The 24,893-nt window shown below is 70.5% G+C and carries 22 protein-coding genes; 17 read left to right on the top strand and 5 right to left on the bottom strand.

Going from position 1 to position 24,893, the window contains the following annotated elements; genetic code table 11:
* Window positions 1-44 precede the first annotated feature (44 nt).
* Window positions 45-1,625, top strand: a complete 1,581-nt coding sequence (miaB, locus tag ACZ5AJ_RS09010) for a tRNA (N6-isopentenyl adenosine(37)-C2)-methylthiotransferase MiaB (RefSeq protein ID WP_464133086.1) — start codon at window positions 45-47, stop codon at window positions 1,623-1,625.
* A gap of 121 nt (window positions 1,626-1,746) precedes the next feature.
* Here the strand turns inward: miaB and ACZ5AJ_RS09005 are convergent, their stop codons facing one another.
* On the bottom strand, window positions 1,747-2,232 hold the full coding sequence (locus ACZ5AJ_RS09005; RefSeq protein ID WP_464133083.1) for a YbjN domain-containing protein: 486 nt from the start codon (window positions 2,230-2,232) through the stop codon (window positions 1,747-1,749).
* Window positions 2,233-2,428: 196 nt separating this feature from the next.
* Between ACZ5AJ_RS09005 and miaA the strand changes: the two genes are divergently transcribed.
* A complete protein-coding gene (gene miaA, locus ACZ5AJ_RS09000; RefSeq protein ID WP_464133079.1) occupies window positions 2,429-3,379 on the top strand; it encodes a tRNA (adenosine(37)-N6)-dimethylallyltransferase MiaA in 951 nt (316 codons plus the stop codon).
* A gap of 41 nt (window positions 3,380-3,420) precedes the next feature.
* Window positions 3,421-4,299, top strand: a complete 879-nt coding sequence (gene dapF / locus ACZ5AJ_RS08995) for a diaminopimelate epimerase (RefSeq protein WP_464138731.1) — start codon at window positions 3,421-3,423, stop codon at window positions 4,297-4,299.
* 39 nt (window positions 4,300-4,338) lie between these two features.
* Here dapF and ACZ5AJ_RS08990 read toward each other — a convergent pair whose 3' ends face one another.
* Window positions 4,339-4,953, bottom strand: coding sequence for a class I SAM-dependent methyltransferase (locus tag ACZ5AJ_RS08990; RefSeq protein ID WP_464133075.1), 615 nt, complete (start codon window positions 4,951-4,953; stop codon window positions 4,339-4,341).
* Between the two features lie 154 nt (window positions 4,954-5,107).
* Between ACZ5AJ_RS08990 and hflX the strand changes: the two genes are divergently transcribed.
* Window positions 5,108-6,685, top strand: coding sequence for a GTPase HflX (gene hflX / locus ACZ5AJ_RS08985; RefSeq protein WP_464133073.1), 1,578 nt, complete (start codon window positions 5,108-5,110; stop codon window positions 6,683-6,685).
* 192 nt (window positions 6,686-6,877) lie between these two features.
* Complete coding sequence (locus tag ACZ5AJ_RS08980) at window positions 6,878-8,854, top strand: ATP-dependent DNA helicase (protein ID WP_464138730.1); 1,977 nt, start codon at window positions 6,878-6,880, stop codon at window positions 8,852-8,854.
* A 19-nt stretch (window positions 8,855-8,873) separates the two neighbouring features.
* On the opposite strand, the gene lexA is transcribed toward ACZ5AJ_RS08980, so the two are convergent.
* Window positions 8,874-9,587, bottom strand: coding sequence for a transcriptional repressor LexA (gene lexA, locus ACZ5AJ_RS08975; RefSeq protein WP_464133069.1), 714 nt, complete (start codon window positions 9,585-9,587; stop codon window positions 8,874-8,876).
* A gap of 169 nt (window positions 9,588-9,756) precedes the next feature.
* Here lexA and ACZ5AJ_RS08970 point away from each other — a divergent pair, with 169 nt between their 5' ends.
* Complete coding sequence (locus tag ACZ5AJ_RS08970) at window positions 9,757-10,269, top strand: LysM peptidoglycan-binding domain-containing protein (protein WP_464133065.1); 513 nt, start codon at window positions 9,757-9,759, stop codon at window positions 10,267-10,269.
* A 36-nt stretch (window positions 10,270-10,305) separates the two neighbouring features.
* Complete coding sequence (gene nrdR / locus ACZ5AJ_RS08965) at window positions 10,306-10,770, top strand: transcriptional regulator NrdR (protein WP_464133061.1); 465 nt, start codon at window positions 10,306-10,308, stop codon at window positions 10,768-10,770.
* 342 nt (window positions 10,771-11,112) lie between these two features.
* Here nrdR and ACZ5AJ_RS08960 read toward each other — a convergent pair whose 3' ends face one another.
* Window positions 11,113-13,371, bottom strand: a complete 2,259-nt coding sequence (locus tag ACZ5AJ_RS08960; RefSeq protein ID WP_464138729.1) for a HelD family protein — start codon at window positions 13,369-13,371, stop codon at window positions 11,113-11,115.
* Window positions 13,372-13,504: 133 nt separating this feature from the next.
* On the opposite strand from ACZ5AJ_RS08960, the gene ACZ5AJ_RS08955 reads away from it, so the two are divergent.
* Together ACZ5AJ_RS08955 and ACZ5AJ_RS08950 are read left to right on the top strand one after the other, a co-directional pair.
* Complete coding sequence (locus ACZ5AJ_RS08955; protein WP_464133057.1) at window positions 13,505-14,479, top strand: proteasome assembly chaperone family protein; 975 nt, start codon at window positions 13,505-13,507, stop codon at window positions 14,477-14,479.
* A 307-nt stretch (window positions 14,480-14,786) separates the two neighbouring features.
* Window positions 14,787-14,990: a cold-shock protein gene (locus ACZ5AJ_RS08950; protein WP_464133052.1), complete on the top strand. Its 204-nt coding sequence runs from the start codon at window positions 14,787-14,789 to the stop codon at window positions 14,988-14,990.
* A gap of 174 nt (window positions 14,991-15,164) precedes the next feature.
* Here the strand turns inward: ACZ5AJ_RS08950 and ACZ5AJ_RS08945 are convergent, their stop codons facing one another.
* Window positions 15,165-16,043 carry a spermidine synthase gene (locus ACZ5AJ_RS08945; protein WP_464133048.1) on the bottom strand — a complete coding sequence of 293 codons (879 nt, stop codon included), beginning with the start codon at window positions 16,041-16,043 and terminating at the stop codon, window positions 15,165-15,167.
* Between the two features lie 207 nt (window positions 16,044-16,250).
* Here ACZ5AJ_RS08945 and ACZ5AJ_RS08940 point away from each other — a divergent pair, with 207 nt between their 5' ends.
* From ACZ5AJ_RS08940 to ACZ5AJ_RS08905, 8 genes are all read left to right on the top strand, one after another.
* Entirely contained in the window at window positions 16,251-16,718 is a 468-nt protein-coding gene (locus ACZ5AJ_RS08940; protein WP_464133044.1) for an SAV_6107 family HEPN domain-containing protein, read from the top strand.
* A 48-nt stretch (window positions 16,719-16,766) separates the two neighbouring features.
* Window positions 16,767-18,014: a DNA polymerase IV gene (dinB, locus tag ACZ5AJ_RS08935; RefSeq protein ID WP_464133040.1), complete on the top strand. Its 1,248-nt coding sequence runs from the start codon at window positions 16,767-16,769 to the stop codon at window positions 18,012-18,014.
* 133 nt (window positions 18,015-18,147) lie between these two features.
* Window positions 18,148-18,546 (top strand): DUF3040 domain-containing protein, encoded by a 399-nt coding sequence (locus tag ACZ5AJ_RS08930; protein WP_464133035.1) that lies wholly within the window; start codon window positions 18,148-18,150, stop codon window positions 18,544-18,546.
* Window positions 18,547-19,251: 705 nt separating this feature from the next.
* Window positions 19,252-19,683, top strand: coding sequence for a division/cell wall cluster transcriptional repressor MraZ (gene mraZ / locus ACZ5AJ_RS08925; protein WP_464133030.1), 432 nt, complete (start codon window positions 19,252-19,254; stop codon window positions 19,681-19,683).
* Window positions 19,684-19,863: 180 nt separating this feature from the next.
* Complete coding sequence (gene rsmH, locus ACZ5AJ_RS08920; protein ID WP_464133026.1) at window positions 19,864-20,859, top strand: 16S rRNA (cytosine(1402)-N(4))-methyltransferase RsmH; 996 nt, start codon at window positions 19,864-19,866, stop codon at window positions 20,857-20,859.
* Between the two features lies 1 nt (window position 20,860).
* Complete coding sequence (ftsL, locus tag ACZ5AJ_RS08915) at window positions 20,861-21,385, top strand: cell division protein FtsL (protein ID WP_464133022.1); 525 nt, start codon at window positions 20,861-20,863, stop codon at window positions 21,383-21,385.
* A gap of 3 nt (window positions 21,386-21,388) precedes the next feature.
* Entirely contained in the window at window positions 21,389-23,230 is a 1,842-nt protein-coding gene (locus tag ACZ5AJ_RS08910; RefSeq protein WP_464133018.1) for a peptidoglycan D,D-transpeptidase FtsI family protein, read from the top strand.
* The gene (locus tag ACZ5AJ_RS08905) at window positions 23,224-24,891 is read left to right on the top strand and encodes a UDP-N-acetylmuramoyl-L-alanyl-D-glutamate--2,6-diaminopimelate ligase (RefSeq protein ID WP_464133013.1); all 1,668 of its coding nucleotides are present in this window, start codon (window positions 23,224-23,226) and stop codon (window positions 24,889-24,891) included. Before ACZ5AJ_RS08910 ends, ACZ5AJ_RS08905 begins: the two co-directional genes overlap by 7 nt.
* Window positions 24,892-24,893 lie beyond the last annotated feature (2 nt).

The raw sequence follows: 24,893 nt of genomic DNA, 5'->3' as shown, positions 1-24,893 counted from the left end.
CGGTGCTGTGACCAGGAGGCGCGCCGCCGTACTCTGGAGGCACTATGTCGACCACCACCTCCCAGGCACCTCGCGGCACCTATCAGGTGCGCACGTTCGGGTGCCAGATGAACGTCCACGACTCCGAACGGCTGACGGGCCTCCTCGAGGAGGCCGGGTACGAGGCCGCACCCGCAGATGCCGATGCCAAGAAGGGCGAGGTGGACGTGGTCGTCTTCAACACCTGCGCCGTGCGCGAGAACGCGGACAACAAGCTCTACGGCAACCTCGGCGCTCTGCGCCCTGCGAAGAGCGCGAATCCCGGCATGCAGATCGCCGTCGGCGGATGCCTGGCGCAGAAGGACCGCTCGACGATCGTGGAGAGGGCGCCATGGGTCGACGTCGTCTTCGGCACGCACAACATCGGGTCGCTCCCGGTGCTGCTGGACCGCTCCCGGCACAACGCCGAGGCGCAGGTGGAGATCCTCGAGTCGCTCGACATGTTCCCCTCGACCCTGCCCACCCGGCGGGAGTCCTCCTATGCGGCCTGGGTCTCCATCTCCGTCGGGTGCAACAACACCTGCACCTTCTGCATCGTGCCTTCGCTGCGCGGCAAGGAGAAGGACCGCCGGCCGGGCGACGTCCTCGCCGAGGTCCGCGACGTCGTCGACCAGGGAGCCCTCGAGGTCACCCTGCTCGGCCAGAACGTGAACTCCTACGGTGTGGAGTTCGGCGACCGCGGCGCGTTCGCGAAGCTCCTGCGCGCCTGCGGCGACGTCGAGGGTCTCGAGCGGGTCCGCTTCACGTCACCGCATCCGGCGATGTTCACCGACGACGTCATCGACGCCATGGCGGAGACGCCCAACGTCATGCCCCAGCTCCATATGCCGCTGCAGTCCGGATCCGACGACGTCCTGCGCCGCATGAAGCGCTCCTACCGCGGACGGAAGTTCCTGGGCATCCTCGATCGCGTGCGCGACAGGATCCCGGAGGCGGCGATCACCACGGACATCATCGTCGGGTTCCCCGGCGAGACCGAGGACGACTTCCGGCGCACGCTCGAGGTCGTGGAGGCGTCGCGGTTCTCCAGCGCCTTCACGTTCCAGTACTCGGTCCGGCCGGGAACCCCTGCGGCGACGATGGATGATCAGGTCCCCAAGGAGATCGTCCAGGAGCGCTACGAGCGCCTGGTCGCTCTCCAGGACCGCATCACCTTCGAGGAGAACCGGAAGCTCGAGGGCTCGGTGGTGGAGGTCCTCGTCGCCGAGGGCGAGGGCGATCGCGACCGCGAGACCCATCGCATCTCGGGCCGCTCGCGCGATCACCGGCTCGTGCATCTCGCGCTGCCCTCGGATCTGCCCGAAGCGGGTCGCCCGCGCCCGGGGGACCTCGTCACCGCCACGGTCACCCGAGCCGCTCCGCACTACCTCATCGCGGACAGCGCTCTGGCCGCGCCCGCCGATCAGCTGTCCAGGGAGCAGTTCTCCCTCCGTCGGACGCGCTCGGGGGACGCGTGGGAGGCCGCGGCCGCGGGGATGGAGCACGGCGGTTCATGCGGGACCGGAGGGGCGTGCGGCACGGGGGCCGGGGCCGGATCATCGCAGGGGCCGGTCGTCCTCGGCATCCCGTCGCTGCGTCGGGGCTGAGGCGACCAGGCCGGTCAGCGGCAGGCCCGGGACGCGCACCGGATCCATGCGGACGGCCCGGGACGTTCGGTGCAGTGGTGCACTGATCGTCCCGGGCCGTCGGGCGGATGCGCTCCGTCCCTCAGGTGTCGAGATCCCCGAGCTCGTCGCCCAGGCGCTCCTCGAGACTGTGGAAGAAGGCGATCACGGTGCTCAGCCCGCAGGTGATCGCACTGTCGAGCTGGGAGTCCAGTGCTCCGGCCCGGAAGTCGGCGGAGAGCTCGCCGTAGACGCCGAGCAGGCCCTCGGACTCACGCCGGACATACACCTTGGGCCAGATGCGGTTCATGTTCCACTCGTTGCAGAGCTTGATCATCTGCACCTTGCGGGAGAAGTCCACGCTGTGGCTCCAACGGCCGCGGGTCTGGAGGATCCCATGATCCTCGCCGCTGAGCATGAACTGGAATCGGTAGTCGTCGAAGCGGGCCCGGAGGATCTCCGGGTGCGCCTCGTCCTCGACGAACGCGTAGCCGTGTCGGGTGAGGCATTCCTCCACCCGCGTCATCGACAGCGGCGCGAGACCTTCCGTCGAGTCCATGATGAGCGGGGACTCGTTCGCTGCAGGCACGTGCAACCTCGGCTGGTGAGTAGGGGACGGGTCCGGCCCGGACGGGCCGTCGCTCACCCTACTCCGTTCCTGCGGGAAGTCGACGCCCGTCCGAGGTGATCCCGGTGACGCGTCCCTGGTCAGCGACGAAGAGCGCAGAGGTCCGCCGCCGTACCGGACTGCCGGTCGTCGGGCTGCCGGTTGTAGGGTTCCGCGCATGACCTCCCCGCCGACCGGCCCACCGGATGACCTCCCTCTTCTGGCGATCGTCGGCGCCACGGCGACCGGCAAGTCCGACCTCGCGATCGCGCTGGCGGAGCGGCTGGACGGCGAGGTCGTCAACGCGGACGCGCTGCAGCTGTATCGCGGGATGGACATCGGTACGGCGAAGGTCCCCGTGGAGGAGCGCCGAGGGGTGCCCCATCACATGCTGGACGTCCTCGAGGTGACCGAGGAGGCGTCCGTCTCCACGTTCCAGCAGCGGGCCCGTGAGGCGATCGCCGGGATCAGAGGCAGGGGACGCGTGCCGATCCTCGTCGGAGGCTCGGGGCTGTACGTGCGGGCCGTGCTCGACGACATCGAGTTCCCGCCCACGGACCCGGGCGTGCGAGCGCGGTTCGAGGCGCGTGCCGAGGACGAGGGGGCGCCGGCTCTCCACGCCGAGCTCGCCTCCAGGGACCCGGAGGCCGCCGCCGTCATCGGAGTCCACGACACTCGACGCATCGTGCGTGCCCTGGAGGTCGGGGAGCTCACCGGGCGGCCGTTCGCCGCCTTCCTCCCGAGACCGATCCACCATGATCCGAGCACGATCCAGATCGGTCTCGAGCTGGACCGCGAGGCCCTTCATGAACGCATCGAGCGCCGCGTCCGGACGATGGTCGCGGCAGGTCTGCTCGACGAGGTCCGGGCGCTGCGGGGCCGCGGCCTGGACCGCGGTCGCACGGCCCGGCGCGCCATCGGGTACGAGCAGGCTCTCGCGGTCCTCGACGGCACCATGGACTGCGCCGAGGCGATCGAGGCGACGGTCGTGGGCACCCGCCGGCTGGTGCGCAAGCAGGACACCTGGTTCCGTCGGGACCGGAGGGTCCGATGGATCGACGCCCGCCGCGGGGCCGATGGCGTCGGGGTCGACCACCAGGTCGAGGCGGCCCTAGGCTTCCTCCCATGACCTCCGACCGCGAGCCCGACCACGACCTCACCGCTGCCGACATGCGGCCTCCGCTGCGCTTCACGACGGGGCACGGCACCCGCAATGACTTCGTGATCCTGGACGACCCCGACGGGCGGATCGATCTCGATGCCGACCTGGTGCGCTCGCTCGCCGATCGGCGCGGCGGGATCGGCGGCGACGGCGTGATCCGGGCCGTCCGCACCCGGGCGGCGGACATCGACGCCCCGACGGATGCCCCCGAATGGTTCATGGACTACCGCAACGGCGATGGCTCCCTCGCTGAGATGTGCGGCAACGGAGTGCGCGTGTTCGCTGCGCATCTGCGCCGCGCCGGCCACGTCCTCGATGACTCCTACCGGATATGGACCCGCGCCGGCGAGCGCACGATCGAGGTCCTCGCCGATCCCGAGCCGGGGTCGCACGGGGCCGACGGCGGAACCTGGAGCGTGAGGGTGGGCATGGGAGCCGCGCGCGTCGGCGCAGAGGAGCTCGCGGGCAGGGCTCGCAAGGTCGAGCTCGGGGGCGAGATGCTCGAGGGCACCGATGTGGACATGGGCAACCCTCACGTCGTCGCCTTCCTGCCCGAGGGACTCGAGCTCGCCTCCATCGACCTCGAGCACCGCCCCGTGCTGCACCCTGAGCCGTCGGCCGGCGCGAACATCGAGCTGGTGGTCCCGCGCGGGGAGAGGCATGTAGCGATGCGCGTGCACGAGCGCGGCGTGGGGGAGACGGAGTCGTGCGGGACCGGTGTCGCCGCGGTGGCCGTCGCTGCGGCCCTGCGCGCGCAGGACGTCTCTCGCCTGCCGTGGCGTGTGGACGTCCCCGGCGGCTCTCTCGAGGTCGGCTGGCGCCCGGACGGGGAGGTCACGCTGACCGGCCCGGCAGTACTCGTCGCCGACGGGACCCTGCTCGGCTGACGCGGATCGGACCCCCGTCGGAACCGCGCCGGCCCCGCCTCAGCGGCGGGGGCCGATCTCGATGATCCGGAAGCCCTTGGCGCTGGCGACCTTCCCCACCTCACGCGCCGGCAGCTGCTCGCCGAGCCAGCGCGCGAGGGGATCGGCTCCCAGATTCCTGCCGACGACCAGTGCCGCCGACCCGGACGGTGCCAGGCGCGCGCACCAGTGCAGCAGCAGCGCGTGGAGCGCCTCCTTGCCGATGCGGATCGGGGGGTTCGACCAGATCGTGTCGAACCGCAGACCGTCGGGGACGTCGTCGGGCGCGATCACACGGATGTTCGACAGGCCCAGGCGCTCGGCGTTCTCGGCGGTCAGGGCCCGCGCCCGCTCGCTGACGTCGACCGCCCAGACCTCGGCATCCGGATGCAGCAGAGCGGCGGTCAGGGCGATGGGCCCCCAGCCGCAGCCCAGATCGAGGATCCGGGCCTGCGCGGGCACCTCGCGGAGCTCGTCGAGCCGATCCAGAAGGACTGCGGTCGCCTTGTCGAGCCCCTTCCCGGAGAACACCGAGGCGCTCGTGACCAGGTCGCGCTCCGCGCCGGCGAGAGAGGCGCGCAGGGGGAAGCGGACGTCGTCGGAGTCCGGTGAGGGGGTGAAGTAGTGCTGATCCACGGCGCCAGGATACGGACCGGCCCGTTGCCCGCCGTCCAGTCCGCAGTCCTCTGCGGCCGGCGCGGATGCGCCCAGCGAGAAATCGCTCGACCGGTTCCGGGGGACGTGGGATTCTTGGGGCCTCACCATCCCCGACCCGAGGAGAGCCCCGCCCGTGCCCATCGCCTTCCATCCCGATCCTGAGCCCGACGCCGATGTCGAGGAGAGCAGCGCGGCGGAGGCCGGCACCGCAGGGGTCGAGGAGACCGTCGAGGCGGAGACGTCCTATGCGCAGGGGAGCACGGCCTCCCCTCGTCGGGATCGTCTCACCGACCGGATCCTGGCCCGCGGCGATGCCTCTGTGTCCGCCGTGACCTACTCCTCCGAGGCCGACGGCGAGCAGCTCGACCTCGCCGATCGCCATGCGCTCCGACGCGTGCGCGGGCTGTCCACCGAGCTCGAGGACATCACCGAGGTCGAGTACCGCCAGCTGCGTCTCGAGAAGGTCGTGCTCGCCGGCCTCTACACGTCAGGAGGCGCGGAGGAGGCGGAGAACAGTCTCCGCGAGCTCGCCGCGCTCGCCGAGACCGCCGGATCCGAAGTGCTCGACGGCATCCTCCAGCGACGGGCCCATCCGGACCCTGCGACGTTCCTGGGCCGGGGCAAGGCGGCTGAGCTCGGCGAGATCGTCGCCGAGGTGGGCGCCGACACGGTCATCGCCGACGGCGAGCTCGCCCCCAGCCAGCGTCGCGCCCTCGAGGACGTGGTGAAGGTCAAGGTCGTCGACCGCACCGCGCTGATCCTCGACATCTTCGCCCAGCACGCGAAGTCCCGTGAGGGCAAGGCGCAGGTGGAGCTCGCGCAGCTCGAGTACCTCCTCCCGCGTCTGCGCGGCTGGGGCGAGTCGATGTCCCGCCAGGCGGGTGGCCAGGTCGGCGGAGCGGGCGCCGGCATGGGATCCCGCGGCCCTGGCGAGACCAAGATCGAGCTGGATCGGCGCCGCATCCGCGATCGCATGGCCAAGCTCCGCCGGGAGATCAGAGCGATGGCGCCAGGGCGCGAGGCCCAGCGGGCCGACCGCCGGCGCAGCAAGGTGCCCTCGGTCGCGATCGCCGGGTACACCAACGCCGGGAAGTCCTCGCTGCTGAACCGCCTCACCGGTGCCGGCGTCCTGGTCGAGAACGCGCTGTTCGCGACCCTGGACCCGACGGTGCGGCGCTCCCGCACCCCCGACGGCCGCGAGTTCACCTACGCCGACACCGTGGGCTTCGTGCGGCACCTCCCCACGCAGCTGGTGGAGGCGTTCCGCTCGACGCTCGAGGAGGTGGGCGACTCCGACCTGCTCCTGCACGTGGTCGACGCGTCCCATCCCGACCCCGAGGGCCAGATCCGGGCGGTCCGCACAGTGCTCGGGGAGCTCGAGGGCTTCGACGTCCCCGAGATCGTCGTCCTGAACAAGGCCGACCTCGCATCGCCCGAGACCATCGCGCGCATCCGCAGCCAGGTGGAGCACTCCGCCGTGGTCTCGGCCCGCACGGGCATGGGCATCGAGGAGCTGCGGGACCTGATCGCCGAGCGGCTGCCCCGCCCGGCTGTCGAGATCGACCTGGTGGTGCCCTACTCGCGCGGGGATCTGGTCTCGCGCGTGCACTCCAACGGCGAGGTCATCGCCGAGGAGCACCTGGCGGAGGGCACGCACCTGCATGCACGGGTCGACGAGGCGCTCGCCGCGGAGCTGCGGGCGGCGGCCTGACGTCGCCTTCCGGACACGGCCCTCCGGTCGCTCGCCGGACACGGCCCTCCGGCCGCTCCGGCCCGGTCGGGTGCGACGGATCTGACGGATCCGACGGCGCGGCGGGAGCGGCCGGTCGGCCCGTGCGGCTACCCTTGATCGGTGACTTCCGCCCCCGCCCCCGCAGCCTCGACCGCGGAGCTCGACGCCCTCATGGAGGCGGCCGTCACCGCGGTCGGCGGAAGCCCTCGCGAGGGTCAGCAGGCCATGGCCCGGGCCGTCGGGACCGCCATGGAGGGCGGTCGGCATCTGCTGGTGCAGGCCGGTACCGGGACGGGCAAGTCTCTGGCCTATCTGGTGCCCGCTCTGCGTCACGCGGTGCTGAGCGGTCGGCCCGTCGTCGTGTCCACCGCCACCATCGCCCTGCAGACGCAGATCGTGCGCAAGGACCTCCCACGGCTGGTGGAGGCGCTCGCCGAGCATCTCCCGCGCACCCCCACCTTCGCCCTGCTGAAGGGGCGGGCCAACTATCTGTGCCGGCACAAGCTCGACGGCGGCTACCCGCTGGACCTCGATGCCGGGGCGCTCTTCGCCGAGGTGCCGGTCGACGTCTCCCGCGGCGGCGGCACGGAGAAGCTCGGCGACCAGGTGCGGCGCCTGCGCTCCTGGGCTGAGGAGACGGAGACCGGGGATCGTGACAGTCTCCAGGACGCCGTCTCGGATCGGGCCTGGCGCCAGGTCTCGGTCACCGGCACGCAGTGCCTGGGCAGCACCTGTCCGATGGTCGAGGACTGCTTCGCCGAGCGCAGTCGCGAGCTCGCGCGGGAGGTCGACCTCATCGTCACCAATCACGCGCTGCTGGCGATCGATGCCTTCGACGGCCACGGCATCATCCCCGAGCATGACGTGGTGGTCTTCGACGAGGCGCATGATCTGGTCCCCCGCGTGACCGGCGCGGTCACCGAGGTCCTCACTCCCGGCATGGTCCGGGGCGCAGTGCGTGACCTCCGCAGCCTCGGCGTCGCCGCGACCGCGCTCGACGATGCGGGCGAGGAGCTCAGGGAGTCCCTCGAGCAGATGCCGGACGGCAGGGTCATCGGCGATCTGCCGCAGAGGCTCGGCGATGCCGTCGGCCAGCTGAGGGTGCAGGCCCGCACAGCCCATTCGGACGCCAAGGAGGCGGGGGAGGGCGGTTCCGTGGCGACCGCGGGCGCACGCAAGGCGGTGCGCGCCTCCCTCCAGGAGATCATCGACGTGTGCGAGCGGCTCTCGGCGCCCGACGAGGACGACGTCGTCTCCGTCTCACGGTCCGCGGCGACCGGTCGCTCGAGCCTCCAGGTGGCGCCCATGAGCGTTGCGGGGGCCATGCGCGGGGCGATCCTCGAGGATCGGACGGCCGTGCTGACCTCGGCGACGCTCGCTCTCGGCGGGCGCTTCGAACCGCCGGCGGGCGAGGTCGGCCTGGCTCGTGCGGGTCGCACGGGAGTGGACGAGGTCCCCGCGATGGAGGATCGCGGAGCGTGGGCAGGGCTCGACGTCGGAAGCCCCTTCGACTACCCGCGTCAGGGGATCCTGTATGTCGCCCGGCACCTGCCCGCCCCTGGGCGAGAGGGGACCGCGCTCGCGATGCTCGACCATCTCACCGAGCTGATCGAGGCGTCGCACGGCGGGGCGCTGTGCCTGTTCTCCTCGCGTCGCGGTGCTGAGCTCGCGGCCGAGCACGTCAGAGGGAGGCTCCCGCTGCCTATCGGCGTCCAGGGCGAGGACTCGATGGCGAACCTGGTCCGTGACTTCCGCGAGGGTGAGGACTCGAGCCTGTTCGGGACGCTGACGCTGTGGCAGGGCGTGGACGTCCCGGGGCCCGCCTGTCGGCTGGTCACCATCGACCGGATCCCGTTCCCGCGCCCCGACGATCCCCTGACCTCTGCCCGTCAGGAGCGCATCTCGCAGCGCGGGGGCAACGGCTTCATGTCGGTCTCCGCACAGCATGCTGCGCTGCTGCTCGCACAGGGAGCCGGACGCCTGATCCGCTCTCAGGAGGACCGCGGCATGGTCGCGGTGCTGGATGCGAGGCTGGCGAATGCCCGGTACGGGGGCTATCTGCGTGCAGCGATGCCGCCTCTGTGGCCGACGACGGATCCTGACGTCGCGCTCGGAGCGCTGCGTCGCCTCAGCGGCACCGGCGCCTGAGCGCGGCGGGCCTCGCGGGTCAGACGGAGCGGAGCACCGCGACGACCTTCCCGAGGATCTCCGCATGGTCGCCCAGGATCGGGGCGAAGGCGGGATTGTGCGGCATCAGCCAGACATGACCGTCGCGCTGGACGAATGTCTTCACGGTGGCTTCGCCGTCGATCATCGCCGCGACGATCTCCCCCTTCTCCGCTGTCTGCTGACTGCGCACCACCACCCAGTCGCCGTCGCAGATCGCGGCATCGATCATCGACTCCCCGACGACCTGGAGGAGGAACAGATCACCGTCGCCGACCAGCCGGGACGGGAGCGTGAAGACGTCCTCGACGTGCTCCTCCGCGGTGATGGGGACGCCGGCGGCGATGCGACCGACGAGCGGCACCGCGACAGACGGTCCGCCCGCGGTCGCCTCGGCGGGCTCCGGAGCGGCCGACGGCGCGTCGTCCTCGTCGGGGAGGACGACCTCCATCGCGCGCGGACGCTTGGGGTCGCGGCGCAGGAACCCCTTGCGCTCGAGTGCCTGGAGCTGATGGGAGACGGAGGACGAGGAGGTCAGGCCGACGGCGTCGCCGATCTCTCTCATGGAGGGCGGGTATCCGCGTCCGGCTATCGAGTCCTGGATGGTCTCGAGCACGAGGCGCTGGCGCGCGGTGAGCGAGGGGGACGCTGATCCTTCCGCGTCGCCGACGACCTTGAGTCTCGGCTCCTGGCGGCGTCGGGTGCTCGGGGTCATCGTGAGGGCCTCCTGGCTTCGTCTGTCGGACCCCCGCGATTCCGTGGTCCGTGCTCCCAGGGTAAGCGGGGGCACACGATTCGCCAAACATGTGTTCGAGATAGGTCTTGCGCGTCGCCAATGCCTGACCTACTCTCGCACAGAGGTTCGATCGAACAGGAGTTCGGATATGCAGACGCACATGACCGTCCCCGCGACGTCCGGGATCGCTGCGCAGCAGGCGCGGATCATCTCCCTCCCTGTCCGGGGCGAGGCGACGGCGGCTGCGGCGGGCGCCCCTTCCGCGGGGCGCTCCGCAGCGCGCGGCCCTGTGGCGACCGGCTCCCCGGAGTCGGGTCGCGATGCCGCCGCGGCTCCTTCGAGCGTCCGGCTGGAGATCACGCGGCGCGGCCGCACTGTACTCGCCGCCCTCGCCTTCCTGCTGGGCCTCCTCGTGGCGAGCGTGCTGATCCTGGCCTTCGACGTGCCCAGCGCCCTGGCCGGCCAGGAGGAGGCTGAGGGGGAGGTCGTCACGGTCGCTGCGGGCGACACCCTGTGGGGCTACGCGGAGCGCTTCGCGCCCGAGGGGGTCAGCGAGCAGGAGTACATCGCGCAGCTGCGCACGCTGAACCATCTGCCCACCGGCAGGGTGACCGCGGGCCAGCAGATCGTGCTTCCTGCATCGGGGGCTCTCGAGGACTGATGGCCCTGCCGCCGGAGGGCCCGGTAGTCTAGGGGGATGCACTGTCCCTTCTGCCGTCACCCCGACTCGCGGGTCGTGGACTCCCGGACGTCCGATGACGGATCGACGATCCGACGCCGTCGGCAGTGCCCGAACTGCTCCCGCCGGTTCTCGACCACCGAGACCGCGTCCCTGTCGGTCATCAAGCGGTCCGGTGTGAGCGAGCCGTTCAGCCGCGGCAAGGTGATCTCCGGGGTGCGCAAGGCGTGCCAAGGGCGGCCGGTGAGCGATGATCAGCTGGCCGTGCTTGCGCAGCGGGTCGAGGAGGACATCCGGGCGAGCGGGCAGGCCGAGATCGAGGCCCATGGGGTGGGGCTGGCGATCCTGCAGCCGCTCAAGGAGCTCGATCTGGTCGCATACCTGCGCTTCGCGAGCGTCTATCAGTCCTTCGACTCGCTCGAGGACTTCGAGTCCGCCATCGCACGACTTCGCGAGGAGACCGCCGCGCCGGCTGAGAGGTGAGGGCCGACGAGCCGAGCTCGTCCGTGCGCAAGGGGTCGGCGGCCTCCGCTGCTGTCGGTCCCATGGTGGCATCTGCGCAGGTCACCCTACGTGGAGGTGTGGAATCCGCGCCGAATGTGATGCAGTTCTCAGCTTGATCGGAACAGTGGGTCCCCGGTGTGCGGACTGTGCGTAAGATATCCGTCGTGCGCCGTCGAGGCGCACATCAGATCGGCGGTCGTGGAGGGGAAGCCACGGCCGCCGATCGCTTCTCCGGAGGCTCCGTCGGCGGACCGCATTGCTCCAGTCCGAGCAGCATCCTCTCGGCGATGCCATGCCGTGCCCCGCTGCTCCGCTCCGAGCTCAGATGCTGCTGTCGCCGACGATGCCCGCGGGCAGCGGCCGTGCGTGCACGAGTCCGAGGTGCGCAGTGGGACGGGTCATGGCCACGTAGAGGTCGCCCGCGCCGTGCTCGTCCACCAGCTCGGCGGGCTCCACCACGACCACGGCATCGAATTCCAGGCCCTTCGCGTCCTTCGCTGTCATCACCGAGATCTCGTCGTCCACGCCAGAGGAGCCCGATCCCACCGCGGAGACGCCGGTGCTCGCATGCAGAGCGCGCACCTGCTCGGGAATCCGATGCTCGGCGATGATGACGGCAATCCGGCCGATCCCTTCCGCGTGCAGCATCGACACCTGCTGGGCGGCGGTGCTCTCCAGCGCATCGGCTGCGGACCGTTCGATGGCGGCGCCTCGCTCGCCCTCGCGCACGGACGTCACCGTGGTCACGGGGAGGTCATGCGCATGGGCCATACCCAGGGCGTGCTTCATGATCGTCGCCGGCGTCCGGTAGTTGACCGTCAGGCGCTCGACCTGGAGGCGGTCCTGGATGTAGGGGGCGAGGGCTGACTGCCAGGAGCTGGTGCCGCCGGCCGACGAGGTCTGGGCGACGTCGCCGACGACGGTGAACGACTTGGTGGGGCAGCGGCGCATCAGAGCGCGCCAGCTCATCGGTGAATGCTCCTGAGCCTCGTCGACGACGACGTGGCCGTACGTCCACGAGCGCTCCGATGAAGCGCGCTCAGCGAGCGTGCGACCGTCCCGCACCCGATTGACCTGGTCGGCGAGATCCTCTGCTCGGATCATGCCGGAGGTATCGAAGCTCTCGAGCACCTTGCGGGCGTAGTCGACGTCCGCCTCGCGCCGCTCTGCGGCGTCCCTGGCGCGGGCCTCTTCGGGTGCGGAGTCCTCTCCGAGGATCTCGGCGATCTCATCGAGGAGGGGGACGTCCTCGACCGTCCACGGTGAATCCTTGGGTCTGACCAGGAGGTCGATCTTCTCAGCGAGAGCGCGCGGAGCAGCGGCGCGCAGGCGATCGGGTCGTGAGAGGAGGACCCTCAGGAACCCTTGCGGCGTGTACGGCAGCCAGGCGAGATTCAGCTCGCGACGCACGTCGGGGTCGTGCCGCAGATCGGCAAGGATGTCGGGGCGGTCCTCGGGCACGACGGTGCGTCCGGCGGCCTTGAGCGCAGCTTCGTAGCGCTCGGCGAGCCGATCCAGCGCAGAGCGCACGAAGACGGCTCGAGCGGCGTTGTGCGGCTTGTGCGCGGAACGGGCATCGCGGCGCGCAGAGCGCACGTCCTCCCGTGTCAGGACGAACTCCGTCCCGTCGATGCGCAGGCGGACATCGCGTGCAGGGATCCTCTGGCGCTGCTTGACGGCGCGCGCGAGCAGCTCCGCCATCGCGGCGTCACCCTTCACACGGGCGACCTCGTCCTCGTCGTGGATGCTCGTCTCTATCCCCGGGAAGAGGGTCCCCGGAGTCATCATCACGACGCCAGACTCGCCGAGGCTCGGCAGCACCCGCTCGATGTAGCGCAGGAAGCCCTGCGTGGGCGCCATGATCAGCACCCCCGTGTGCTCCAGCCGGCGGCGATGCGTGTACAGCAGGTATGCGGCGCGATGCAGGGCGACGGCGGTCTTCCCGGTGCCCGGGCCGCCCTGCACCACGAGCACTCCCCGGTTCTCCGAGCGGATGATGCGGTCCTGCTCGCCCTGGATGGTGGCGACGATGTCGCCCATGCGGCCGGTGCGCTGGCCGGAGACTGCGGCGAGCAGAGCGCCCTCGCCCTGCAGGACGACATCGTGGCCGTCCTCGAGCACCGAGGAGTCCAGGACATCGTCCTCGAGACCCGTGATCGTGCGTCCGCGGCTGATCAGATGCCGGCGCAGCCGCACCCCCTGAGGGTCTGCCGAGGTGGCCTGGTAGAACGCAGAGGCGGCGGGAGCGCGCCAGTCCACGAGGAGCTGCTCGCGCTCCGGCGTGAACAGGCCGATGCGGCCGATGTAGCGACGCGCGCCGTCGTCGGTGTCCAGGCGCCCGAAGACCACCGCCCGGCTGACGGAGCGAAGAAGCGCGAGGCGGTCCTCGTACAGGGCCATGAACGAGTCCCGCTCGGAGCGGTTCTGATGGGTGGAGGCGTGCTGGGACGCCTGGATGCGATCGAGATTGCGCTCCACCTGAGCGATGAGCTCGTCGAGCCGCTCGTACAGCCGATCCGCGTACGACTGCTCGCGAGCGAGCTCCCTGGTGAACTGCTGTTCAGCGGCGTCCACGGACATGCTTCCCCTCACGGTCTCCTCGGGTGCGCCGCCGTCCCTGGGAGACCCCGGTCCGGCAGAGCGCGGTGGTCCATTATGGTGGACGGGCCTGGGTGCGTGTGCCATCCGGGAGGCCGCGAGGGAGGAGACGCCGATGCGGGACCCGCGCGATCTCTACGCCTTCGAGGACCCGGAGGTCCTCGATGCCGTTCCCAGGGGAGAGCTGACGCTCGTCCATGCTCTGCCGGGGATGGTGGATGCCGGGGGTGCGTGCCGCATCGCGGCGACCTACCTGCGCGATGAGCTGCGTCATATGCGTCTGGTGAGGTTCGACGCCGACGAGCTCCTGGACTACCGGGGCTCGCGACCGCAGGCCAGGTTCGATGGCCTCAGCTACACCTCCGTCGATGTCCCCGAGGTCACGCTCTCGCTCATGTACGACGAGTCGGATCGCCCCTTCCTCTTCCTCGACGGCCCGGAGCCCGATCTCCAGTGGCGCCGCTTCGCACAGGCGATCATCGATCTCGTCGAGTTCTTCGACGTGGACCGCGTGGTCGGGATGCAGGCGATCCCGATGGCCGTCCCGCATACGCGCCCCATCGGTCTGTTCGCCCATGCCAACGATCCCTCGATGCTCGCCGGGATCGACATGTCCGGCATCCGTGAGGTGGGGCCCGAGGACGATGATGAGACCGACATCGGGGTGCCGGCCGCCTTCGGCGCCCTGCTCGAGCTCGAGCTGGGTCGGTCCGACCACCCGGCGATGGGCTTCGCCGCCCAGGTCCCGCACTATCTCACCAGGACCGACTTCCCCGCCGGCGCCCTCGCCCTGCTTCGGCGGGTCAGCGGTGCGACGGGCCTGGATCTGCCCCTGGTCGATCTCGGGGATCTGACAGAGGCGGCGACGGCGGCGATCGAGTCGACGCTGGTCCACAACGCCGAGGTGCGCCAGATAGTCACCGCGCTCGAGCAGCAGTACGACGCGATGAAGGAGGGGGACGACTCTCCTCTCGCGACCACGATGGATCTCCCGACCGCCGAGGAGCTGGGCGACCGCTTCGAGCGCTTCCTGGCCGACCGGGACGGCAGGGGCCCCGACGCCTCGGCAGGGCCCGACGACTCCGTGTGAGCCTCTGTGCGGGTCCTTGCGAGCCTCTGCGGGCCACTCAGAGCGCCGATGACGCCGGCTTCGTCCGGTTCCTCCCGGTGTTCGTTACGGCTTCGTGACCGGCACCTTCGCTGATCAGTGTGAACGGGGCCACGGCCGTGCCAGAATGGGCACGTTGCGGTGATGCAGGTCCAGCAGGACAGTCCGTCGTCGGTTCCCCGGCACAAGGACGGCACAAGCCTGATGCCACCCGTTCCACGGGGGACGGCTTCACGCGGCACCAGGTCGCATGGGCGGCCGTTGATGGACGACACAGGAAGTGACAGGTATGGCACAGGGCTCGGTCAAGTGGTTCAACTCCGAGAAGGGCTACGGCTTCATCGAGATCGACGGGGGCGGCGCTGACGTCTTCGTCCACCACAGCAAGATCGACATGGACGGCTACCGCTCCCTCGATGAGGGACAGCGTGTGGAGTTCGAGGTCACCCAGGGGGAGAAGGGTCCGCAGGCCGAGCAGGTCCGCCCTCTCTGAGAACCCTCGGGAACAGAAGCGACGACGGGTCGGTCAGGAGCGAGAGCTCCTGACCGACCCGTCCTCCGTTCCTGCTCTCGCTGGAGGGCATCGCCATCCGCGGAAGGCCATCGCCGTCTGCGGACGAGAGTCGACCGGCCGCTGTCGCTGGCCGGCGCCCGTCCGGTGCTGCGGTCAGCCGTCCTCGAGCACCCTGCCCGAGCGTCGGATCTGCTCGACCTGCTCAGGCCTGGCAAGGCGCACGGATACGGCATCGGAGCGCAGCGCCCGATCCACTCCCTCGGGCAGGGGCCTGCTCGACGCCATCAGCACGCAGTTCCCGCGGCGCTTGCCGGAGAGATGGGCCGGCTCAGCGATCACGCCGACGTGCGGGAAGGCCAGTGAGAGCGTGGCCAGCTCATCGGCAAGGAGCCGGGTGCCCGGGGGAGCGGCGCAGTTGGCGAGGTATATGCCTCCGTCCTTGAGGACTCGCGCCGCATGCTGCGCCGCCCGGGAGCCGATGAGGGACCGAGGAGTCGTGTCGCCGGCGAAGACATCGCGCACCAGGACGTCGAATCGGTCGTCGCGCCACGCGGCGAGGGCCGCCGCGGCGTCGTCGACGCGGATGCGCAGCTGGGGCGACCGAGGCAGGTCGAACCACTCGCGCACGCGCTCGGCCAGCAGCGCGTCGAGCTCGACGACGATCTGGCGTGATCGCGGGGAGCGCGAAGCGATCGCCCGTGGGAGCGAGCAGCCTGCCCCTCCGAGGTGCGCGATCTGGGGGGAGGCGCCCTCGGCGGCGCCGGACGGAGCGCGCTCGGCTGGGCCTCCGGGTCGCATGCGGTCGCCCTCGAGATGGTGCGTGATGACGATCATCATCCAACGCATGTACTCGAAGACGAGGTGCTCGGGATCGGGATGCAGATGGGAGGACGGGACTCCGTTGACCTGGAGGAGGACGGACCCGTCGGTCTCGGTGCTGATCTCTGCGGTGCCGGTGGAGATCGGTATGGGGGTGTCCAGCGGGCCGAGGCGGTCGAAGGATGCGCTGCGCTGGGGCTGTCGGCGGGGCATCCGGCAACTCTAGATGTACTCGCCGGCTCTTCAGAGCCCTTGTCAGCTCCTCCCCATCGTCCGACCGTCCACAAGGACGGTCCAGCTGCTTCCTGTGTCGGACCATCCGCCTAGCGTGGGGCTCAGCCCGGATGGATCGGTGGCGCGGGAGACCGGCACCGATCCGGAGAGGGCGATGACGAGGTGAGGACGAGCTGAGGAGGAGCGATGGTCAGAGACATCGGACAGCGCGGATCGGCGCCGGGCGGGCCGGCCGTGCGCACGGTGCTGGCACGCTTCGATGCGGATCAGGCCGACCTCCACCGCGCTCGGCAGATGCTCACCGCGGGTGAAGCACTCCTCGAAGAGGATCCGCGTGCGGCGTTCGAGCTCGTCCACCGAGCAGCTCTGCGCGGGGCGGGGGTGCTGGTCGCTCGTGCCAACCGCGATCGGCGCCGACGACTCCCGCTGAACGTGTGGGTCGCCCTGGCCCGCATCGACGTCGAAGGGCGGGATCGTGCCGCCGAGCTCGTGCCCCTGGTCACGGAGCGTGCTCGGCTCGATCGCGATCCGTCGGCGCAGCCTGAGACCCTGCTCCTCGCGGAGCATGTCGAGGGCACCCGAGCGCATCTGCAGCGTGTGGGGGAGATCCTCCTGGAGGACCTCCCCTCACGGATCACGGCGCTCGCCGGGTGATGAGGGCGATCCGGGTGGAGTCCGGCAGACGCCGGTAGAGTCCACGGCATGCGCGCGAATGGAGGGGCGGGACCGCAGAAGGAGGTTCCGGGCATCCTTCACCTGGACATGGACGCGTTCTTCGCGTCGATCGAGGTCCGGGACGATCCGGCCCTCAGAGGGCTGCCGGTCGTGGTCGGGGGCGCAGGGGCGAGGGGAGTGGTCGCCGCAGCCAGCTATCCGGCCCGGGAGCGCGGCATCCGCTCGGCGATGCCGATGGCCACGGCGCGTCGGATGGCCCCGGATCTGGTCATCGTGGCGCCGAGGACCGACCACTACCGCAGCGTGTCCGCACAGGTGATGGCGATCCTGCGGGACGTCGTCGCGGAGATCGACCAGATCAGCGTCGACGAGGCGTTCCTCGATGTGCGCGGTGCACGGAGGCTGTTCGGAGGCCCCGCAGAGATCGGGGCGCTGCTGCGGGAGCGCATCCGGCAGGAGCTGGGACTGCCGAGCTCCGTGGGCGGATCGGTCTCACGGGCCGTCGCGAAGATAGCGTCCGCCCGCGCCAAGCCCGACGGCATGCTGATCGTCCCCGCGGACAGCACGGCCGACTTCCTCGCGCCGCTGCCGGTCTCCGTGATCTCCGGCATCGGGCCCAGAGCGCGTGCGGGCCTCGAGCGGATCGGGGTGAGGACCGTCGGTCAGCTGCGCGAGATCCCGCCCACGACGCTCGTGCGAGTCCTCGGGCCCCGCACGTCCGAGATCCTGAGCATCGCCGAGGGCACCGATCGCACGGGACTGGGGCGAGAGGTCAGGGATCGCTCTCTCGGGACCGAGCGCACCTGGGACGAGGATGTCGTGGATGCCGAGGAGGTCCGGCGACGGATCACCGCGATGGCTGATGAGGTCGCCCATCAGCTCCGCCGAAGTTCCCAGATCGCACGCACGGTCGTCCTCAAGCTCCGAGCCCCCGACGGCACCACCCTGACGCGCTCGAGCACATTGGCCCAGCCCACCTCGAGCGGCGAGCGCCTGCGCGAGCAGGTGGTCGCCCTCTGGGAGCGAGAACGTCACAGGATGCCGAGGGTGCGTCTCGTTGGCGTGAGGGTCCAGCACCTGTCGTCCTCCCGTGATGCGCCGATGCAGGTCGAGCTCTCCGAGCGGCCCGGTACGTGGACTGATCTCGAGGTCGCGATGGACCGTGCTCTGGAACGCTTCGGCGGCGGCAGCCTCACCCGGGGATCCGCTCTCGGCATCGACCGCGGACGCCCAGGTCGTGGCGGTGAGGACGAGGACCAGGGTCCCGATCGGTGACCGGTCCGACGTACGGTTACCAGATTGCGCGGAACAGCTCTAGACTGGTGTGACCGCCGAGGACGGCAGACCGCCATGACAGATCGGCGGTGGTGCCCTGACCGGGTGCCAGGACGGGACAAGGAGCGGGAACATGCCGCTGTCTGAGCACGAGCAGAAGATGCTCGATGAGATGGAGCGCCAGCTCTTCGCCGAGGATCCGCGCCTCGCGCGGGCCTTCTCGCCGCGCCGCACGAACGGACGCAGCGGGCGTCGTGTCGTCATCGGACTGGGAGGGGTCGTCCTCGGCCTCGTGATCCTCGTCCTCGCCGTCTCCCTGCCGGCCGTCTGGCTCGGCGTGATCGCCTTCCTGGGAATGCTCGCGGGTGCCGTCTATGCGGTGACCGCGCCCGCGTCCTCGCGCGGCGACGGAAGCGACGACGGCTCCGGAGGGGGAGGCGGATCGCGTCCCACCACCCCGCGCGACGGCGGCGGGAGCTTCATGCGACGCATGGAGGAGCGCTGGGACAAGCGCGCCGGCGACGATCGCTGAGCGCGGCCTGACGGCCTGATGGCGGTCGGCCGCCCATCAGAGCTGCTCACGTCCGCGCCGCTCACGTCTGCGCTGACCGGGGAGACGTCCGCGCTCTGACCTCCTCTCCATGACGGAACCGGGTGCCCCGCTCCGCCCGTTCCCCCTTCCTCTGAGCCCCGGGTCCTCTGGAGCAGCATCCAGCGGTCCGGGGCTTCGTCATGCTCGGATCCCGTCCGCGCGGCGCGGCCCGGCCATTCCCGTGCAGCGTGCCCGGACCTCCTCGGCCGAAGCGAAGGTCCTCCGATCCGCTGCTGCGGCGCCGTGCCACGACGGGACCGGGGCGAGCGTGGAGGCGGTTGTGGAGGAACCGGTGCGTCGGGAGCTGCGATCAGCGTCCTCCCAGGATCCCCACTTCCCACCACCGGTGTGCCCCACTTCCCTCCACTGAGTGGCAGCCCTCTAGGAGTCGTGCTCTGACCTGCGTCGATGCAGGCGTCCGTGGGTCCGGAGTGCGCGAGCGCTCTGAAGGATCGACGCGCCCGGCGGCTCGCATGTGAAATCTCCTCCACTTCACTCCCACGCCTTTGACCTGCGATGACTATGGAGAGCGGTCGGTGTGGCCCCTGTGTGCTAGCGGAAGGTGGGGGGTAGTGGGGTAAAGTGGGGCGCGTTGGGAGGAGAAGGGTTCGAACCGCGGGTCACAGGACGTGAGAGGGGGTCGAGATGTTCCTCGGCACCTACACGCCCAAGCTCGACGACAAGGGCCGCCTGATCTTCCCGGCGAAGTTCCGTGACGAACTCTCCGAGGGGCTGGTCATGACTCGCGGTCAGGAGCACTGCATCGCCGTGTATCCGATCGCCGAGTTCAGTCAGAAGCTCGAGGAGGCCCGTCGGGCGCCCACCACGGACCAGCGCACGCGCGACTACCTGCGTGTGCTGCTCTCCGGAGCGGAGGACGTCGTCCCGGACAAGCAGGGCCGCATCACCATCCCGGGACATCTGCGCAGCTACGCGGATCTGGAGCGGGAGACCGCGGTGATCGGGGCCCTGGATCGGCTCGAGATCTGGTCCCTCCCCGCGTGGGAGACCTACCTCGAGCAGAAGGAGGAGGGCTTCGCCCGGACTGCGGAAGAGGTGGTCCCCGGACTCTTCTGAGGCCGTCGAGCCGGACAGCCCGTCCTGCGAGACCTCTCGTCGTTCCCGCCCCGACGCAACTTCCCCGGTGGCGGGTCGGGAACGACGGGGAATCTGGCAGGACGGTCGTCGGTCGAGAAGCAGGACGTCGTCACCACCACCCATTCGAATCATCAGCAGCACGACCACGGGAGGGGTGCCATGGATCAGCCCCAGGACAGCGCTCCGGCGCAGGACCGTCATGTCCCCGTCCTCCGGGACGAATGCGTCCGACTGCTGCTTCCCGCCCTCCAGCACGAGGGTGCTGTGCATGTCGACGGGACTCTGGGCATGGCCGGGCACGCGGTCGCGGTGCTCGACGCCGCGCCGATGGCCCACCTGGTGGGCATCGATCGCGACCCGCAGGCGCTCGAGCTCGCCCGTGAACGGCTCGCCCGCGCGGGCCACGAGGACCGGGCGACGCTCGTCCATGCCACCTATGACCAGATCCCCGAGGTCCTCGATGACCTCGGGCTGCAGGGGGCTGACGGCGTGATCATGGATCTCGGGCTGTCGAGCTTCCAGATCGACACCCCGGATCGGGGGTTCTCCTACTCCGCGGACGCCCCGCTGGACATGCGCATGGACACCTCATCGGACACCCCGACCGCCGCGGACCTCCTGCGCGACCTCCCGGAGCAGGAGATCGCGCGGATCCTGCGCGATCTCGGCGATGAGCGGTTCGCCAAGCGCATCGCCCGACGCATCGTCGAGCAGCGGGAGCACAGCCCGCTCACGCGCAGCGGCGAGCTGGTGGAGCTCCTGGACCGTGCCATCCCCGCAGCGTCCAGGGCGAGCGGGGGGCATCCTGCCAAGCGCACGTTCCAGGCGCTGCGGATCGCGGTCAACGCCGAGCTGGAGATCCTCGCCCAGGCGATCGACGGAGCGCTCGACGTGCTCAACCTCGACGGTCGCATCGTCGTGGAGTCCTACCACTCGGGCGAGGACAGGCTGGTCAAGACGGCCTTCGGGAGGCGCACCCGCTCGTCGGCCCCGCCCGGGCTGCCGGTGGAGCTCGAGGAGCACAAGCCCACCTTCGCCCCGCTCGTCCGCGGTGCCCTGCAGGCCGACCCGGACGAGCGCGAGCACAACCCCCGCGCGGCGAGCGTCCGACTCCGCGCCCTGACCCGAATCCGCATCGCCGAGGGAGCCCACTGACATGGCAAGCACGTCAGCCGTCCGCGCAGCCGCCCTCCGTCCGGTCCGCGCGCCCAAGACCGGGGCCCCTTCCTCGCCCGCGACCGCTCCGAAGCCCCGCCTGACGGTCCTCGCCTCGCCCCGCACGAGCGCGAGCTCACTGCCGTTCACGATGCTGTGCACGATGATCGTCGCCGCGACCCTCGCCGCGCTGCTGTATCTGAACATCGAGATGTCGGACACCAGCTACGAGATCACCCGTCTCGAGGCGCAGTCCAGCCGCCTCACCCAGGAGGAGCAGGCGCTGGCCGAGACCAACGAGCGACTCGGGACGCCTCAGGAGCTCGAGCGCCAGGCCCGCGAGCTGGGGATGGTGCCCGTGACGGACCCCGCGTACATCGACCTCGACACCGGTACGGTGCTGGGTGAGACCGTCCCGACGGAGGGCACGGCGGTCGACGCCGATGCCGTCACCGACTCCGTCCCGGTCGCGGAGATCTACGACTCGCCCACCACCTATCACGGCATGGGCAACGAGGGGGACTGAGACATGGCCACCCGTCGGACCGGACGCGACGGATCGACGCCGCGTCGCTCCTCGGGCACCCGGCCCGGGAGGCAGTCCTCGCGCGGACGCTCCACGACGGTGGTGCGTCCGCGCATCCCGCGTGCACGGGTCGGACGACCGGCTGTCCGCCACCGGTTCGTCGTCAGCATGATCATGGTCGCGGTGCTGCTGATCGCCGGCCGACTGGTCTGGGTGCAGGGGCTGGATGCGAGCGCGCGGGCCGAGGAGGCCGTCAAGCAGCGCACGGTCACCCGCACCATCCCTGCTCTGCGCGGAGACATCACCGACCGGGACGGAGCAGTGCTCGCCAGCTCTGTGGAGCGATATGACCTGTGGGTCAATCAGCTGCAGGTCGACAGCTACAAGGAGAGCGCGCAGGACGGACCGACCGGGATCGAGGCGGCGGCCGAGGAGCTGGCCCCCGTCCTCGGCTGGACCGTTCCGGACACCGTCGAAGCGCTGACCGGCGACCGCGGCTTCGTCTATCTCGAGAAGAACGTCGAACCGGCGGTCCGCAACGCGGTCATCTCGCTGGGCATACCCGGCATCGGCGCCGATCGGGTGGCCGACCGCATCTACCCCGCGGGAGAGGTCGCCGGCAACGTCCTCGGCTTCGTCGGCTCCGACGGGACGGCCCTCGCCGGTGCGGAGCTGACCTATGACGATCTGCTCGCCGGCACCGACGGCGAGACCAGTTATGAGCGCGGCGCCGGCGGTCAGATCATCCCCACCGGCAAGCGCACCACCACCGCAGCCGTCGACGGAAGCGACCTGGTGCTCACGATTGATCGGGATCTGCAGTGGAAGGCCCAGGAGATCCTCGGGGAGGCGATCGACGAGTGGGGGGCGACCGGCGGCAGCGCCGTGGTGTACAACGCCCGCACGGGAGAGGTCCTTGCCCTGGCGGACAGCCCCACCTACGACCCCAACGACTACGGCTCCGCCGATCCGGAGGACCTCGGAAACCGCTCCATCTCGAGCGTGTTCGAGCCGGGCTCCACCGGAAAGCTGTTCACGATGGCGGCCGCGCTCGAGGAGGGCACGGCTGACGTCGACAGCGAGTACGACATCCCGTACGAGATGTACTTCGACGGCCAGCGCATCAAGGACTCCCACTACCACGCCGATGAGCAGCTGACGCTCGCGGGAGTGCTCAAGAAGTCCTCCAACGTCGGAACCGTGCAGATCGCCAGGACGATGTCCGATCGGACCCGCTACGACTACCTCACAGCGTTCGGCCTCGGCTCGCTCACCGGCATCGGCCTCCCGGGCGAATCGGGAGGCATACTCAGAGATCCCGACAGCTGGGACGGGCGGACCTCTCTGACGACCTCCTTCGGCCAGGGGTATGCGGTGACCGCGCTGCAGATGGTCGCCGCGGTCGGAGCCTTCGCCAATGACGGCGTCCGGATCGAGCCGACGATCGTCAAGGGCGTGCGCGAGGAAGATGGGAGCATCCGCTCTCTCGGAGAGCCCACGCAGACCCGCGCGGTATCCGCCGAGACCGCAGCGACGATCCTCCAGCTGATGGACAACGACATCGTCGACGGCGAGTCCGTCGCGAGCGTCAGCGGCTACGCAGTGGGAGGGAAGTCCGGCACCGCACAGGTGAGCGACGGCACCTACACCGCCTCGTTCATCGGGATGGCCCCGATCGACGATCCCGAGCTCGTCGTCGGCGTCTACCTGTTCGGTCTGGACACCTTCATCTCCGGAACCACGGCGGCCGCCCCGGCGTTCTCGGACCTGATGGCCTTCTCGCTGCAGAACCAGGGCATCGCCCCGACCGGGGTGGAGGGACGAGAGCTGGAGAACACATGGTGAGCGTCCCCGGCCCCGCGAGCAGCCCGTCGCGCGGCTCCCAGAACTCCCCGACGCATCCCCCGGAAGGCCACGTGGACGACACCACCCGCGACGCAGCCGCCCCGACGACACCGGAGCCGGCCCGCCCCCGCACCGCGCCTGCGGTCGATGCGGCCGAGCTGGCAGGACGGCTGGGCGCACAGGGCGGCATCGACGAGCTCGCCGGTGTCGTCCTGCACGGCGTCACCCTCGACTCCCGCAGCGTGCTCCCCGGCGATCTCTGGTGCGCACTGCCCGGAGCGCACGCCCACGGTGCTCAGTTCGCCGCTCAGGCCGTCGAGCGCGGAGCTGCCGCAGCTCTGACCGATGTCGAGGGAGCGGAGCGCTGCAGGGCCGCAGGACTGCCGACGATCGTCGTCGGCGATGCTCGACGTGCCGCGGCGCCGGCGGCCGCGATCGTCTTCGGCAGACCCTCGGAGCGGCTGACGACGATCGGGATCACCGGGACCAACGGCAAGACCTCCGTCTCCACGATCGTCACCGCCGCCCTGCAGCACCTGGGGCGGCCGGCAGGGGTCGTCGGCACCTCCGGGACGGCGTACCGCGGGGCGGACGGCGCCGAGCATCGCATCGGCACGGTGCGCACGACCCCGGAGGCACCGGAGCTGCACGGGCTTCTCGCGAGGATGGTCGAGGACGGCGTCGAGGTCGCCTCCATGGAGATCTCGTCCCATGCGCTGGTGCTGCATCGCGCCGACGAGGTCGTCGTCGACGTCGCCTGCTTCACCAACCTCACCCAGGACCACCTGGACTTCCACGGCACGATGGAGGACTACTACGCCGCCAAGGCGAGCCTGCTGACCCCTGACCATGCCCGGTGCGGCGTGGTCTGCGTGGACGACGAGTGGGGCCGTCGGCTCGCCCGAGAGGCGACGGTCCCCGTCACCACCTACTCGACCACGGGCGTCCCTGCCGACCATCGAGCGCGGGACCTGCGATCGGACGGCTTCGGCAGCCTCTTCGAGGTCGACGGACCGGACGGGACGCGCACGCTCCGGGCCGCGCTGCCAGGACGGCACTACGTCGCCAACGCCCTCGCCGCCGTGCTGCTGCTGGAGGCGACAGGCGTCGCCGCCGGGTCGGCTGTCGACGCCGTCGGACAGGTCGGCACCGTGCCGGGACGCATGGAGCTGGTGGCCTCGCATCCGGTGCGCGGGGTCGTGGACTACTCCCACACGCCCGATGCCCTCGAGCAGGCGCTCACCACGCTCCGGGCCATCCCCGGAACGCGCCGGCTGATCACCGTGATGGGCGCAGGGGGCGACAGGGACCGCGGGAAGCGGCCGATCATGGGCGCAGTGGCCGCCGCGCTGTCGGACGTGGTGGTCGTCACCGATGACAATCCTCGTTCGGAGGATCCCCGGACGATCCGGCATGAGATTCTCGACGGCGTGCCGACGGACGCATCGACGCAGGTCCATGAGGTGGACGGGCGACGAGAGGCGATCGAGCTGGCTGCCGCGCTCGCGGAGGAGGGAGACACGGTCCTGGTCGCGGGCAAGGGAGCGGAGACCGGACAGCAGATAGGCGGTATCGTCCATCCGTTCGATGATCGCCTTCGGCTGCGCGACGCCCTCGCCCACCCCGGCACCACGCATCAACACTTCGACGGAGGACGCTGAGC

Source organism: Brachybacterium zhongshanense (genome assembly GCF_055385755.1).
This window is presented reverse-complemented; position numbering and strand designations above follow the sequence as displayed.

Excerpts from the sequence above, each read along its gene's own strand:
- miaB (WP_464133086.1), top strand. The coding sequence starts at position 45 with ATGTCGACCACCACCTCCCAGGCACCTCGCGGCACCTATCAGGTGCGC.
- miaA (WP_464133079.1), top strand. The coding sequence starts at position 2,429 with ATGACCTCCCCGCCGACCGGCCCACCGGATGACCTCCCTCTTCTGGCG.
- dapF (WP_464138731.1), top strand. The coding sequence starts at position 3,421 with ATGCGGCCTCCGCTGCGCTTCACGACGGGGCACGGCACCCGCAATGAC.
- ACZ5AJ_RS08980 (WP_464138730.1), top strand. The coding sequence starts at position 6,878 with ATGGAGGCGGCCGTCACCGCGGTCGGCGGAAGCCCTCGCGAGGGTCAG.
- lexA (WP_464133069.1), bottom strand. The coding sequence starts at position 9,587 with ATGACCCCGAGCACCCGACGCCGCCAGGAGCCGAGACTCAAGGTCGTC.
- ACZ5AJ_RS08970 (WP_464133065.1), top strand. The coding sequence starts at position 9,757 with ATGCAGACGCACATGACCGTCCCCGCGACGTCCGGGATCGCTGCGCAG.
- nrdR (WP_464133061.1), top strand. The coding sequence starts at position 10,306 with ATGCACTGTCCCTTCTGCCGTCACCCCGACTCGCGGGTCGTGGACTCC.
- ACZ5AJ_RS08960 (WP_464138729.1), bottom strand. The coding sequence starts at position 13,371 with ATGTCCGTGGACGCCGCTGAACAGCAGTTCACCAGGGAGCTCGCTCGC.
- ACZ5AJ_RS08955 (WP_464133057.1), top strand. The coding sequence starts at position 13,505 with ATGCGGGACCCGCGCGATCTCTACGCCTTCGAGGACCCGGAGGTCCTC.
- ACZ5AJ_RS08950 (WP_464133052.1), top strand. The coding sequence starts at position 14,787 with ATGGCACAGGGCTCGGTCAAGTGGTTCAACTCCGAGAAGGGCTACGGC.
- ACZ5AJ_RS08945 (WP_464133048.1), bottom strand. The coding sequence starts at position 16,043 with ATGCCCCGCCGACAGCCCCAGCGCAGCGCATCCTTCGACCGCCTCGGC.
- ACZ5AJ_RS08940 (WP_464133044.1), top strand. The coding sequence starts at position 16,251 with ATGGTCAGAGACATCGGACAGCGCGGATCGGCGCCGGGCGGGCCGGCC.
- dinB (WP_464133040.1), top strand. The coding sequence starts at position 16,767 with ATGCGCGCGAATGGAGGGGCGGGACCGCAGAAGGAGGTTCCGGGCATC.
- ACZ5AJ_RS08930 (WP_464133035.1), top strand. The coding sequence starts at position 18,148 with ATGCCGCTGTCTGAGCACGAGCAGAAGATGCTCGATGAGATGGAGCGC.
- mraZ (WP_464133030.1), top strand. The coding sequence starts at position 19,252 with ATGTTCCTCGGCACCTACACGCCCAAGCTCGACGACAAGGGCCGCCTG.
- rsmH (WP_464133026.1), top strand. The coding sequence starts at position 19,864 with ATGGATCAGCCCCAGGACAGCGCTCCGGCGCAGGACCGTCATGTCCCC.
- ftsL (WP_464133022.1), top strand. The coding sequence starts at position 20,861 with ATGGCAAGCACGTCAGCCGTCCGCGCAGCCGCCCTCCGTCCGGTCCGC.
- ACZ5AJ_RS08910 (WP_464133018.1), top strand. The coding sequence starts at position 21,389 with ATGGCCACCCGTCGGACCGGACGCGACGGATCGACGCCGCGTCGCTCC.
- ACZ5AJ_RS08905 (WP_464133013.1), top strand. The coding sequence starts at position 23,224 with ATGGTGAGCGTCCCCGGCCCCGCGAGCAGCCCGTCGCGCGGCTCCCAG.